This window comes from Bordetella muralis (assembly GCF_054781015.1).
Genome location: NZ_BAAGVF010000002.1, coordinates 375,160 through 388,387 on the forward strand (window position 1 = coordinate 375,160; position 13,228 = coordinate 388,387).

Annotated in this window: 13 protein-coding genes; 8 read left to right on the top strand and 5 right to left on the bottom strand. The window is 59.1% G+C overall.

Annotated elements, in window-relative coordinates; genetic code table 11:
- Positions 1–39 precede the first annotated feature (39 nt).
- The 5 genes from ACYVIT_RS03845 (at position 40) to ACYVIT_RS03865 (ending at position 4,882) form a co-directional block, all read left to right on the top strand.
- Positions 40–1,020: a Bug family tripartite tricarboxylate transporter substrate binding protein gene (locus ACYVIT_RS03845; protein ID WP_415805304.1), complete on the top strand. Its 981-nt coding sequence runs from the start codon at positions 40–42 to the stop codon at positions 1,018–1,020.
- 17 nt (positions 1,021–1,037) lie between these two features.
- Positions 1,038–2,189: a metallophosphoesterase gene (locus ACYVIT_RS03850; RefSeq protein WP_415805303.1), complete on the top strand. Its 1,152-nt coding sequence runs from the start codon at positions 1,038–1,040 to the stop codon at positions 2,187–2,189.
- A gap of 69 nt (positions 2,190–2,258) precedes the next feature.
- Positions 2,259–2,915 (top strand): response regulator, encoded by a 657-nt coding sequence (locus ACYVIT_RS03855; RefSeq protein WP_415805302.1) that lies wholly within the window; start codon positions 2,259–2,261, stop codon positions 2,913–2,915.
- Position 2,916: 1 nt separating this feature from the next.
- Positions 2,917–4,323, top strand: coding sequence for an ATP-binding protein (locus ACYVIT_RS03860; RefSeq protein ID WP_415805301.1), 1,407 nt, complete (start codon positions 2,917–2,919; stop codon positions 4,321–4,323).
- 130 nt (positions 4,324–4,453) lie between these two features.
- Entirely contained in the window at positions 4,454–4,882 is a 429-nt protein-coding gene (locus ACYVIT_RS03865; RefSeq protein ID WP_415805300.1) for a YgiW/YdeI family stress tolerance OB fold protein, read from the top strand.
- Between the two features lie 82 nt (positions 4,883–4,964).
- On the opposite strand, the gene ACYVIT_RS03870 is transcribed toward ACYVIT_RS03865, so the two are convergent.
- Entirely contained in the window at positions 4,965–6,404 is a 1,440-nt protein-coding gene (locus tag ACYVIT_RS03870) for an NAD-dependent succinate-semialdehyde dehydrogenase (RefSeq protein WP_415805299.1), read from the bottom strand.
- Positions 6,405–6,694: 290 nt separating this feature from the next.
- Entirely contained in the window at positions 6,695–7,570 is an 876-nt protein-coding gene (locus ACYVIT_RS03875) for an AraC family transcriptional regulator (RefSeq protein WP_415805298.1), read from the bottom strand.
- A 217-nt stretch (positions 7,571–7,787) separates the two neighbouring features.
- Here ACYVIT_RS03875 and ACYVIT_RS03880 point away from each other — a divergent pair, with 217 nt between their 5' ends.
- Positions 7,788–8,837, top strand: a complete 1,050-nt coding sequence (locus ACYVIT_RS03880; protein ID WP_415805297.1) for an NAD(P)-dependent alcohol dehydrogenase — start codon at positions 7,788–7,790, stop codon at positions 8,835–8,837.
- Between the two features lie 60 nt (positions 8,838–8,897).
- On the opposite strand, the gene ACYVIT_RS03885 is transcribed toward ACYVIT_RS03880, so the two are convergent.
- Together ACYVIT_RS03885 and ACYVIT_RS03890 are read right to left on the bottom strand one after the other, a co-directional pair.
- Positions 8,898–9,689 (bottom strand): carboxymuconolactone decarboxylase family protein, encoded by a 792-nt coding sequence (locus ACYVIT_RS03885; RefSeq protein ID WP_415805296.1) that lies wholly within the window; start codon positions 9,687–9,689, stop codon positions 8,898–8,900.
- Positions 9,667–10,158 (bottom strand): (R)-mandelonitrile lyase, encoded by a 492-nt coding sequence (locus ACYVIT_RS03890; protein WP_415805295.1) that lies wholly within the window; start codon positions 10,156–10,158, stop codon positions 9,667–9,669. Before ACYVIT_RS03890 ends, ACYVIT_RS03885 begins: the two co-directional genes overlap by 23 nt.
- A 189-nt stretch (positions 10,159–10,347) precedes the next feature.
- Between ACYVIT_RS03890 and ACYVIT_RS03895 the strand changes: the two genes are divergently transcribed.
- Positions 10,348–11,241 (top strand): LysR family transcriptional regulator, encoded by an 894-nt coding sequence (locus ACYVIT_RS03895; protein ID WP_415805294.1) that lies wholly within the window; start codon positions 10,348–10,350, stop codon positions 11,239–11,241.
- 64 nt (positions 11,242–11,305) lie between these two features.
- Here ACYVIT_RS03895 and ACYVIT_RS03900 read toward each other — a convergent pair whose 3' ends face one another.
- Positions 11,306–12,592, bottom strand: a complete 1,287-nt coding sequence (locus tag ACYVIT_RS03900; RefSeq protein ID WP_415805293.1) for an MFS transporter — start codon at positions 12,590–12,592, stop codon at positions 11,306–11,308.
- Positions 12,593–12,934: 342 nt separating this feature from the next.
- On the opposite strand from ACYVIT_RS03900, the gene frmR reads away from it, so the two are divergent.
- The gene (gene frmR, locus ACYVIT_RS03905) at positions 12,935–13,210 is read left to right on the top strand and encodes a formaldehyde-responsive transcriptional repressor FrmR (RefSeq protein WP_415805292.1); all 276 of its coding nucleotides are present in this window, start codon (positions 12,935–12,937) and stop codon (positions 13,208–13,210) included.
- Positions 13,211–13,228 lie beyond the last annotated feature (18 nt).

Sequence of the window (13,228 nt, forward strand, 5' to 3'; positions counted from 1 at the left end):
GCACTTTCACTATGCCTCAATGGATGGAGATCGATCGCAATGAAGCTGATTCAGCTGTACCAAGTCCTGGGTGCCGTAACTATTGGCAGCATGGTTTCGACTGCGCATGCAGATACCTATCCTGACAGGCCGATCACGTTGATCGTGCCGTACCCTGCCGGTGGAACAACCGACCTCGCGGCACGCACGATTGCCCAGGCAATGGGGCCGTTTCTCAAGCAGTCCATCGTGGTCGATAACCGCGCCGGAGCCGGAGGCAATATCGGGATGGGGATGCTCAAGCGTGCGAATCCTGATGGCTACACCATTGCCATGGGCACCATCGGTACGCAGACAATCAATCAGTTCCTTTACAGCGATATGCCGTATGACCCGGCCAAGGACTTCGATTCTCTGGCGATGGTCTTTACGGCACCCAATGTCATTGCGGTGCGGCAGGATTCTGAGTTGAAGACGGTGCAGGATCTGGTTGCCAGCGCCAAGCAACGCAAGGATAAGCCTCTGTCTTATGCCTCACCTGGGGTCGGGTCTTCTGTGCATCTGACCGGGGCCTACCTTGAGCAGGCGGCAGCAATCGATATGCTGCATGTGCCGTTCAAGGGTGTTTCGGGATCGATGCCCGCGCTGATCGGTGGGCAGATCGATGTGCTGATGGACAATCTACCCAGTACGATCAGCCAGCTAAAGGATGGTTCGCGCGTTCGTGCTTTGGCTGTGACCTCGGCGCAGCGATCGCCTTCTTTGCCTGATGTACCGACTGTTGCGGAGTCCGGCCTCAAGGGATTTGATGTGACGGCCTGGTTTGCGCTGTATGCGCCAGCTGGCACGCCTGACGCGGTGCAGGCCACACTGATTGATGCGGCAACCCGGGCGCTCGCCACGCCTGCAGTAAAGGAACAATTGTCCAGCTTGGGTGCGAAGGCAGGCACTCTCACAGGCAAGGACCTCGCCGCCTTTGAGCAGACCGAGCGTCAGCGTTGGAGTCAGCTGATCAAGGAGCGCAATATCACGACGAACTGACAAGCGCGTATCCAGTCATGCCCAGAGTTTTATTCCTGCTGCGCCTTGTCGGCATCGTCGCCGTTGCTCATGTCTACGTCGGGCTGCGCCTGATACCTGACCTGCATCTGACTGGCGGGTGGCAATGGGTAGGCGTAGGCATGCTGGTGGCATCCTGCGTCATGATGCCGTTGTCTCTCGTTATCCGGCCTTTTGCGGCGCGCCCCTGGGCCGATTGGGTCGCCGGAGTCGGGCTCGTTCTGATGGGCCTGTTTTCCTCTACGTTCGTGTGCACATTGCTGCGGGACGTCGCGTTGGCGATCGTATTTGTTGGCGGCGACCTTGCAACGATGACGTTGCCCGTCACGCAGATCAAGTTCGATAGCGCTGTGACGGTTCTCATGGTGGCATTGGCCGCCACCCTGGTAGGGGCCATTAATGCCCGGCGCTTGGCCCGCGTGCGGCCAGTCGATGTGCCGATTGCGAATTTGCCTCCAGCGCTGCAGGGTTTCACCATCGCTCAGATCAGTGATATTCATGTAGGACCGACCATCAAGCACGGTTATGTCGAGCACATCGTGCAGGCGGTCAATGCGCTGGAGCCTGACTTGATCGCCGTGACAGGGGACGTGGTCGATGGCCCTGTGGCGCAGTTATCTGCGCACACACGGCCGCTAGGCCGATTGGCTGCCCGGCACGGCACATTCCTGGTGACCGGGAACCACGAGTATTACTCGGGCGTCGGCCCCTGGGTGGCAGAGTTCCGCCGTTTGGGGCTGCAGGTTTTGATGAACGAGCATGTCGTGATATGGCATCGGGAAACGCCCCTCGTCGTGGCGGGTGTCACTGACTACAGCGCGGGAGCCTTTGATCCCGAGCAGGCGAGCAACCCGGCCAAAGCCGTAGCGGGCTCGCCCAGCGAGGCTATTCGCGTGCTTCTGGCGCATCAACCTCGCAGCGCCACCGCGGCTGCCCAGGCGGGTTATGCCTTGCAGTTGTCGGGCCATACGCACGGCGGACAGTTTTTCCCCTGGAATCTATTCGTGCGTTTTCAGCAGCCCTTTGTCGCCGGTTTGCATCGTGTCCGGGACATGTGGGTCTATACCAGCCGTGGCACGGGCTACTGGGGGCCGCCCAAGCGGCTGGGCGCCCCGTCGGAGATCACACTGCTCCGGTTGGTGAGTGGGTAGTTGGACGACGAGGTTGAACCCGTCAATTCAATTTAAGATTCGCTTAATGTCCTGGCGTATAGTCGACGAATGCGAATCTTATTGGCCGAAGACGACATTTCATTGGGCGAGTCCATCGAGTCATGGCTGACGCTGGACGGCTACACGGTCGACCGGGTCACCCGTGGCGATCTCGCGCAAACCGCGCTGAGCACGCATGAGTATCAATGCCTGTTGCTGGACCGTGGCTTGCCAGGTCTGACTGGCGATGCATTGTTACGTGCATTGCGGACACGCCGCGAAACGATACCTGTCATCATGATCACCGCTCGCGACGCTGTGCGGGATCGCATAGAGGGGCTGGATCTCGGCGCGGACGATTATCTGGTCAAACCCTTTGATCTGGAGGAATTGTCGGCGAGGATCCGAGCGGCAATACGGCGGCACGACGGACGTCCCGAGACCGGTTTGCGCCATGGCGAATTGACGATGGATGTTGCGGCCAAACAGGTTACGTTCCACGATCGCCCTGTCGAGTTGACGGCACACGAGTTTGCCATTTTGCATGCCTTGCTGCGCCGCCCGGGGCATGTCGTGTCGCGCGCGCAACTCGAGGAGTCTCTGTACGGCTGGGGCGACGAGGTGGAAAGCAACACCATCGAAGTGCATATCTATAACCTGCGCCGCAAACTGTCGGCAGAGTTGATCAAGACGATTCGCCGCCAAGGCTATCGGTTGGCGGACTGATATGCGTTGGCGTCGCACCAGCAAAATCCCTCGTTCCGAAGCCCCCCGTGGCTATTCGCTGCGCCGCAGACTGATTTCGACCACGTTGGGGTCGAGCATTGCTGTGGGTGTGGTCAGCACTGTCATTGTGTTGATGTTGGCGTGGAAAGAGGTGAGTGACACATTCGACGATACCCTCGAAGAAGGCGCCAGGCTGGTGTTGGCGCTGGGCGAGGGTATCTCGGCAGCGGGAATGCCTGCACGCGGCCGCGATGATGAGACGCAACCCACGCTGCGCCTGGATTACCAGATCATCTCACCCGAGGGGGCCGTGATCCGCCGGGGCGAGGATGCGCCCAAGCGCCCCTTTGTCGATCCGCGCCGGCGTGATGACCGGTTTTATGATGTCAGAGTGTCTGGCGAGCGATGGCGTGTATATGTGCGTAAGCACGACTCCTTGGGTTTTTCCGTGCAGATCGGCCAGGAGTGGGAGGATCGAACCGACCTCATCGTCGATATGCTGGAGTCATTGGCCTGGCCGTTGGTAGGGCTGTGGTTACTGTTGGGGTTGGTGAATTGGTGGTTGATCCGTCGCCTGGTGGCGCCACTGGAGCGCATGGCGGGTGCCATGGCAGCAAAATCCCCTACCGATCTTTCTCCTTTGAATTATGACGGCAAGGCGTTCGAGGTACGTACCGTGGTCGCCGCCTTGAATCAATTATTGGGGCGTCTCGGTCAAGCCCTGGAAAGCGAGCGTCGCTTTACCGCCGATGCTGCTCACGAACTACGCACGCCGCTGGCTGCTTTGGCATCGCGGATTCAAGTGATGCAGCGTCGCGTTCAGACAGCGGGCGTCGATGCCGTTGCAGGAGATTTGCAGCGTTTGCGCGAGGACGTTGCTCGCAGTACAGCCTTGGTGGAAAACCTGTTGCAGCTTGCCCGCCTGGATCCGGAGTCTGCCGATGCGTTGGTGGCCGATGATATTCAGGCGTCGGCGTTATTGAACGAAGTTGTGAAGGCCTGCGCCCCGTATGCGGCATCCAGGAACGTCACGATATCGGTCGATTGCCGCGTTGCTACGTTCAGAGGCAATCGTGATGGGCTGCTTACCGCGCTGCGTAACCTCGTGCATAACGGCATCAGTTATGGGCGGGTTGGCGGCAAAGTCGAGATCACCGTCGAACGCCTGGGTGACGTTGTGATGCTGGCGGTCCGTGATGACGGTAATGGTGTCGCAGAGGCCGACAGGCAGCGGCTGACGCAACGGTTTTTTCGCGTATTGGGCAGTGGCGTGCAGGGCAGTGGCTTGGGCCTGTCGATAGTGGCCAGGATCGCAGAATTGCACCGTGCTGATCTGCAATTCGGCCCGGGCCTGCAGGGACGAGGACTGGGCGTGACGCTGGCGTTGCCTGTCGACCGCTCGCATTAAGGATCCGCGGGTATTTGTGCGTTGTGTGTTGATAGTCGAGCCGTATGCAGAGGCTCAGATTCGCTTAATCTTCAGCGTATCTAATGGAGCTGTGTTCAACAACAGCGCATGTCGCGCAAGGAGTCATGTCATGAATCTATCTTTTCGTCCTACGTCGTTGAGTCGGACTCTGTTGGCGAGTGCTGCGCTGGCGGGTGCTTTGGTGGCTGGCGGCGTGAGTGCCCAGGGATACTCGGGCCCGAGTTCTGCCCCCGCTGCCGCGCAACAGGGGTATACGGGACCGTCTTCTATTGCCGTCACATCGGTCAAGGCGCTGATCGAAACCGGGCGCGACGACCAGAACGCCATTCTGCGTGGCCGCATCGTATCGCACGATGGCGACGACCACTATACGTTTGATGATGGCACGGGCCGTATTCGTGTTGATATCGATGACGACGATTTTCCCGTCGGTGTGAAGATCGACGACAAGACCATGGTCGAGTTGCACGGTGAGCTTGATCGTGATCGCAAAGGCATCGAGTTCGACGTGGACGAGATCCGCGTGATGCAACAGTAAATTTCTGTTCCGCTACAAGCAAACCGCCCGCCGATCAACGATGATCGGCGGGCGGTTTGTTGTCAGGCACTAGCGAGGGGTCTTAGACGCCGACTACGGAAACCGCCTTGGTTACCAGATAGGCTTCCAGGGCCTCGGGACCGCCCTCGGAACCATAGCCAGAGTCCTTGACGCCGCCAAAGGGCAGCTCGGCCGACGGCGAAGCGGCTTGGTTGATCCAGACCATGCCGACTTCGAGGCGGCGCGACAGCTCGGTGACCGACTTGAACGAGCGCGTGTAGGCGTAGGCGGCCAGGCCATAGGGCAAGCGGTTGGCTTCGCGGATGGCTTCGTCCAGGGTCTCAAAGCTGCGGATCGCGGCAATGGGGCCAAACGGTTCTTCGTTAAAGACGTCGGCATCCAGCGGCACGTCGGACAGAATCGTCGGGGCAAAGAAGTTGCCTGCCGTGCCGACGCGCTCGCCACCGGTGGCAACGCGTGCGCCTTTTTCGCGGGCATTGCTGACGATCTTGTCCATGGCCGCCAGGCGGCGGTCGTTGGCCAGCGGGCCCAGGGTCGTGCCTTCGGTCAAGCCATCACCCAATTTGAGCTTTTCGGCGTGGGCCACAAAGGCCTTTTCAAAGTCGGCCTTGACGGCAGAGTGCACCAGGAAGCGGGTCGGCGAGATGCAGACCTGGCCGGCATTGCGGAATTTGGCGCCGCCAGAAGCCTTGACTGCCAATTCGACGTCGGCGTCTTCGGCCACGATCACCGGGGCGTGGCCACCCAATTCCATGGTGACGCGCTTCATGTGCTGGCCAGCCAGCGCGGCCAATTGTTTGCCTACCGGGGTGGAGCCGGTGAAGGTCACTTTACGGATGATCGGGTGCGGGATCAGGTAGCTGGAAATCTCGGCCGGCGAGCCGAATACCAGGCCGATCACGCCCTTGGGGATGCCGGCGTCGACAAAGCAGTTCAACAGCGCGGCCGGCGAGGCAGGGGTTTCCTCGGGGGCTTTGACCAGGAACGAGCAACCCGATGCCAGGGCAGCGCCCAGTTTGCGCACGATCTGGTTGACGGGGAAGTTCCAGGGCGTGAATGCGGCGACCGGGCCCACGGGCTCTTTGAGCACCATTTGCTGGGCGGCGGTGTTACGAGCCGGGATGATACGGCCGTAGACGCGCAAGGCTTCGTTGGCGAACCAATCGATGATTTCCGATCCGGCCAACACTTCGACACGGGCTTCGCCCAGCGGTTTGCCTTGTTCCTGGGTCAGCAGACGGGCGATGTCGTCAGCGCGCTCGCGCACCAGCACGGCGGCGCGGCGCATGATGCTGCAACGCTCATGGGCAGACATCTCGCGCCAGGTCTCGAATCCACGTTGCGTGGCGGCCAGCGCGTCGTCCAAGTCCTCGCGCGACGCGTTGGCGACCTGGCCGATCTTGGCGCCGGTCGCCGGGTTGACCACGTCAATGCGCTTATTTCCTTTGGCTTCGCGCCATTCGTTGTCTATCAACAGGAGAGTGTCGGGATAACTGCTCATGAATGCTCCAAAGGGAATGTTGTGATCGACTTGACCGGTATTCGGATCCCGAGAAAGACCATGAGGCCCTATCGGGAAATGACTGCCGGAGAAAACGACGGCCGTCTCGCGGCCATGTGAATATACGAGTTAACTACTGCTAGCGTTCTATGTCAAAAACCCACCTGGAAATTGTATAAGGAGAACGCCCGGAAAACGGCCGGTTTGCAGATTGTTTGTCCCGTTACAAATCCGTCCGGGATGGCTGGCCGCGGGTATCAGGCAGGGGAGTGCTGCCTGTGCTGCACGCCTCAAGCGGCCTTGGCCTGCTGCCGTAATTCGCTGATATCGCGCTTGGGCGGTGCCCCGAATAGCCGGCTGTATTCCCTGCTGAACTGAGAAGGGCTTTCGTAGCCGACTTTGAATGCCGCACTGGCTGCGTCCAGGTGTTCGTTCAACATCAGGCGTTTCGCCTCGTTTAACCGAAGCCATTTTTGGTATTGCAGAGGGCTCATCGAGGTGAGTTGACGGAAGTGATGGTGAAACGTTGCGCTGCTCATTTGCGCACGTGCGGCCAGATCGTCCACGCGCAGCAATTGCGCATAGTTATGTTTCAGCCATTCGATCGCCTTGGCGATGCGGTTGCCCTGACTGTCTACAGAGGCGATCTGACGCAGCCTGGCCGTCTGGTCGCTTTTTAGCAGCCGGTAGTGAATTTCTCGCTGTATCAATGGCGCGAGAACCGGGATGGAGTCGGGTTCGTCGAGCAGTTTCACCAGACGGCAGAAGGCGTCCAGGATCATGGGAGTGACATCTCCGATGCCTGCGCCGGCGCCGACCGCGCGATCTCGGGAGGGAGGCAGGTTGCCTTGAGCGATCAGCTCGGCCAGGATGCGCAGGTCGAGTTTCATCGCCAGGCCGACACAGGGGGTGGCGGGACTGGCGGCCAATACCTCTGATGTCGCGGGCAGGTCCAAAGAAGTAATCAAAATACGCGAACAATCATACGGATAGGCCTTTCCTCCAATCCACATCTGCTTTGCGCCCTGGGTCACCAGAACGATGCAGGGTTCGACCACGCAGACACACGGGGGGGCAGGATTGTCGCGTCGAAAAAGGCCGAGATTGGCAATGGCGGTTTCGTAGTCGCCCTCCTGATGGACGCGAGCGCAGATCATATGCGTCATGGCTTGTTGCAGTGACGCGGGCAGGGTTACTGTGTGGGATGTGGATGCTATATCGGTGGAGATCTCCTGCCGCAACTTTACTGCGTGTGGCATGTGCCTTGCTACCCGTAACGCGTGTTTCTCGGAGAATTGGGCAAGAAATCCAGCGAAATACGCTATCGATTCGCTGACGATACCTGGAAAATGCTCATGTAACTTGATGCATAAAGGAATTCACATGCTTGTTCATGCCTATGGCGCCCATGCGGCCGATAAACCTCTCGAGTCCTTGCAAATCACTCGCCGTACACCGGGCGCGCATGATGTGCAGATCGATATTGCTTTCTGCGGTGTTTGCCACTCCGATTTGCACCAGGTACGTGCAGAATGGGAGGGGACGCAGTTTCCTTGTGTGCCCGGTCACGAAATAGTAGGACGTGTGTCGGCGGTCGGCGCACATGTCTCGGATTTCAAGATCGGCGATCTGGTCGGCGTCGGCTGTATTGTGGATAGCTGCAAGCACTGCGCGGATTGCGAAGCGGGTTTTGAGAACTATTGCGATGGCATGGTCGGTACCTATAACGCGCCGACCAAGGATGAGCCCGGCTGGACATTGGGCGGGTATTCGCAAAAAATTGTGGTGCATGAGCGATTCGCCTTGCGCATCCGGCATGCCGAGGATCAGTTGGCGGCGGTAGCGCCCTTGCTGTGCGCCGGTATTACGACGTATTCCCCGCTGCGTCATTGGGAAGCAGGTCCAGGCAAGAAAGTCGGCGTCGTCGGGATTGGCGGGCTCGGACATATGGGTATCAAACTCGCCCATGCAATGGGTGCGCATGTAGTGGCGTTCACGACGTCGGACTCCAAACGCGAAGCCGCAAAAGCGTTGGGTGCTGATGAGGTCGTCGTATCACGCAATCCCGGAGAAATGGCTGCCCATGCCCAGAGCTTTGATTTCATCTTGAATACCGTCGCCGCTCCGCACGATCTGGATGCATTCTTGGCGCTGCTAAAGCGTGACGGCACGATGACGCTGGTAGGCGCGCCCGCCACGCCGCACCCGTCGCCCAATGTATTTAACTTCATTACGAAGCGCCGCTCGATTGCCGGCTCGATGATTGGCGGCATTCCCGAAACGCAAGAGATGCTGGATTTCTGCGCCGAGCATGGAATTGTGGCGGATATCGAACTGATCCGTGCCGACGAGATCAACGAGGCCTATGAGCGCATGCTCAAGGGTGACGTGAAGTATCGCTTTGTGATTGATACGGCGACACTGGCCGCTTAAATCGCGCTGCTTATTCGATGTTACCGCGGCAGCCGGCGATCGCCGGCTGCCGGTGCAGCGCTATCCTCCGCGCGACAGATGTTGCTTCAACGCCTCTTGAGCGCGCTGACCGCTGTGGGTGCCTACGCGATCGGTCAACACCTGGGCTAGCTGCTGTAATTGTCCTGCCGTCAGGCCGACATTCATGCTGATGCGGATATGTGCCTGCAGTTGCGGTTCGACGCCGGGCATTGCCGATAGCATGGCGACAGTGGCCAGTTCGCGGTCTCGCCAATCCAGATTGTCGCGCTCAAAGATATCGCCGAATAAATGGGTTTTGAGGTATTCATCGACTGCCGGGGCGAAATCAAATAGTGCGCTTTTGACCGGTGCGCCCGACAATTTGGTTTGATTGGCGGTGCCCGCCTCTAACAAGGCCTTGCCCGTTGGAATCGCCTTGCTGGGCTCTTGTCCTATCTCGTCGGTCATCCCGCGTTGTTTGCGCGCCTGCAACACTCTCATCAGTTCATTCAGAGCATTGAGGCTGCGCGGAAATCCTGCGTAGGCATAGAGCTGCGAGAGAATTTCCTTGTTGTCGCTGATCGTCAGGCCGGCATCTAATCCTTGGTTTAACGCGTTGTTCAGTTCAGGCAGGTCGCCGGTTGCAGCGAACGCCGCGATTGGCACGATGGCCTGTTGGCGAGCGGTCAACGTTTGGGATACACCAGATTCGTGCGTTGTATGAGCCATGGGTTTGGCCTGAGTTGTCGTAGCCTCGATCTCGCTTGCGGCGACTGCGCTTTGGAGGGCCATGGCCAGTACGCTGGCAATGACAGCGGCACTGCGTTGTTTAGCGGGAGCTGTATTGTTCATCAGTAACTTTCTCCATCCAGTCTACGTTTTTGCCGTCTACGGTGCCGGTTACAGCCAAGTGGGTCATGGCCGTGTCGGGCGCGGCGCCATGCCAATGTTTGACGCCTGGGGGGCACCAGATCACATCGCCGGGGCGAATAACTTGAACCGGCTTGCCCCATTCCTGACTGAGTCCCACACCGGATACCACGACGAGCTGTTGTCCGGCAGGATGGGTGTGCCATGCCGATCGAGAGCCGGGCTCAAAAGTGACGAGCCCGCCTGAGGCGTTGATGGTCTCGCGAGCGGGCCAGACCGGGTCAATACGTGCCTGTCCGGTAAAGAAGGTTTCTGGCCCGGCAACAGACGCTTGATCGCCAGCGCGTGTGATTTGCTGGGCGTTGCTGGGAGAGGCAGCCTCGGCGGCGCCTATCATCGCGGTTTGCAGATGGAAGGCGCAGCAGGCGAATTTTAGAAATGGGGATGCCATGAGTGTGTTCCTGTAGGCTGACGGTTACTGGCAAGCGGCAAGGCTGAATAGCGCGTCCGTCGGCCAGGACCGTTGCGAGAATTTGCCGTGCGCGTTGTGTGGCGCAGCGGCCTCCAGGTAACTTTATGGGCTGACTCATTAGATGAGAAGACGGTAATATCAGCATGCTCTAGTGCAAAAAATTCACCAATGGCAAAAGAGAATCTCAATGACCTGCGAGCATTTTTGGTCGTGGCCCGCGAGCGCAGCTTTACGCGCGCGGCGGCGCAGCTCGGCCTGTCCAGGTCGGCGCTGAGCCACGCCATGTCTGCGTTGGAAGCCAGGCTCGGTGTTCGATTGTTATCGCGCACAACGCGCAGCGTATCGACGACCGAGGCGGGGACGCGTCTATTGAGTACGATCGGTCCGCGCCTTGCTGAGATCGACCAGGAAATCGAGTCGCTGAGTGTCATGCGGGAAAAGCCTGCAGGCACAGTGCGTATTACCGCTCATGATCACGCGATTGTGACGGTGCTGTGGCCGCGTTTGCTGCCGGTGTTGCAGCAGTATCCCGATATCAATATCGAATTCAGCGTGGACTATGCCTTGACCGATATCGCGGCAGGCCGCTTTGACGCAGGGGTTCGCGTGGGGGATCGCATCGATAAGGACATGGTCGCTGTATGCATTGCGCCTGCGTTGCGCATGGCTATCGCTGCGTCGCCGGCATATCTGACCGGCAGGTCGCTGCCGACTATTCCTGATGATCTGACGCAGCATCGTTGCATCAACCTACGCTTGCCTACGCATGGCGGCCTCTATGCGTGGGATCTCGAAAAAGACGGCCGCGCGATCAATGTGCGGGTGACCGGGCAGACAGTGTTCAACAACACGTTTTTAATGCTCCAGGCGGCCTTGGATGGCATGGGGCTGACCTATGTGCCGTACGATCTGGTGCAGCCTCATATCGAACAGGGCCGACTGGTGCCGGTGCTGCAAGACTGGTGGCCATCTTTTCCTGGGTATCACATTTACTATGCCAATCGACGCCAGGTTTCACCAGCGTTGTCGCTGGTGATTGAGGCGTTGCGCTATCGAGCATAACGGTTCGGTTGCAAGGGCACTCGCAGCGATGAGGCCAGCGGGTGCGTCTGCGTTGCGTGATTGCCTATCCAGCTGGCTGTGTTACTTTTTCCAGCGTTTCGACCATTTCGTGGTCCAGCGCACCCTGCACGAGATCGTCGGTTACCCGCATTTCCACGCCCACGGGTGACATCTGGGCTGCCGCTGTAAAGGGTGCAATGGGCGCGGGGGCAGGGCGCGTCTTGCGGCGCAGTAGAAAGTAGGCCGTCAGTGCGAGATTGAGCATCAGGAAAACCCAGAACAGGCCTGCTGCTCCCATTTTGGTCATCACCGGCGAGATCAGCAGCGGACTGATCGCGGAACCGAGGGAATTGATCAATAACAGCCCTTGAATCATGCGGACCAATGCGTCCGCCGGTGCTCGATCCGCAGCATGGCTGACTGCCACGGGATAAATAGCAAATACGCCGCCGCCCAGCAGGAACAGCAGAATCATCAACAGCGAGGACGAGTCGGGCAGCAACAGAACGGCCAACGACAGCACGGCGCACGATGCGCTGAGCACGATGAGCGTGACCTGACGGTCTCTCAGGTCGGACCAGCGGCCCACCGGGTATTGCAACAGCATCGCACCCAGGATGACGATACTCATCATCTTGCCGACCTCGTCGACGTTGAGACCGATGCGTTGCAGATATAAAGGCAGCAAGGTGTAGATCGCCGCAATCGCGACCCCCGAACCAAAGCAGCCCATCACGCCGGTCGGGGTCAGACGCAACAGCTGTCGAGGAGACAGCGGTTCGGCGCGTTCAACCAGCGGGGATACGCGGGGAATCATGACCATGGGCAGTACCGACAATGCGGCCAGCATGCCTGCCACCATGTAGGGCGCCATCTCTCCCCATTGCGTGATGGTGCCGAGCTCCAATTGCCCCAGCATGCTGGCGCCGTAGAAAGTAATCATGTAGATCGCCAGCAATCGGCCCCGGATTTTCGGGTCACCGGCGAGCAACAGCCAGCTTTCAACTACCAGAAAAACGCCTACGCTGGCCCAGCCGTTGATCATGCGCAGGACAAACCATGCGGTGTGGTCAAAGATCAAGCCTTGCAGCAGCACGGTCACGGCAATCAGCGACACAAATCCGCTATAGGCGCGGATATGACCAATACGCAGGATCAAACGGTCGTGAAAAATCGCCCCGATCGTCAGGCCCACAAAATAAGAAGAAGAAATGATCCCGATGACCGTGGCTGAAGCGCCGGCGGCGTCCAGTTGTAACGTGGTCAATGAGGAAATAAACGCGTTGCCGATACAGACAACAAACAAACCCAAAATGGGAGCCAGCACCAGGGCCAGCAACTGCCGCGACATGATGTCCTCGTAAGAAGCGACTGAGTAAAACACTTGGCCCACACGGGAGAGGGGGCGTAGCGGGAAATAAGGGAGGTGCGCTTCGCGGAGGGGTACTGACACCGGGTGATCGGCCCGGCGTGCGTAGTCTGCTGGCTCACACGGCCTGAAAAACGGGGGAATTGTACTGCGGCGCCGGCACGATTGAGGACGCCGGCAGGGGGGCTGATGGGCCGTTACAACGTTTGCGGCGGTTGCGCGCCAGGAGGGAGTCATGGGACACCCTAAAAGGGCTCGGCTTGCGTCATTGAGTGCATGTCCAATATACTCCCTCCTAGTATATTTTCAGATCCCGTTGACGCCATGCCGCACTCTCCTGATGAAAAAAAGCGCGTGCTCGCGCGGGTGCGCCGTGTCCGTGGCCAGTGCGATGCCCTGGAGCGGGCACTGGAGGCGGGCGCAGATTGCGGCCCCGTACTGCAACAGATCGCCGCGATTCGCGGGGCGATCAATGGACTGATGTCAGAAGTGCTGGAGTCGCACATTCGAGAGGGCTTTAGCCAGCCGTCCGAATCCGGCGCGCAATATGATCAACGCGTACAAGAGCTCTTGACTCTGGTTCGTACTTACCTGAAATAATCAATGTGTCAGCGCGGC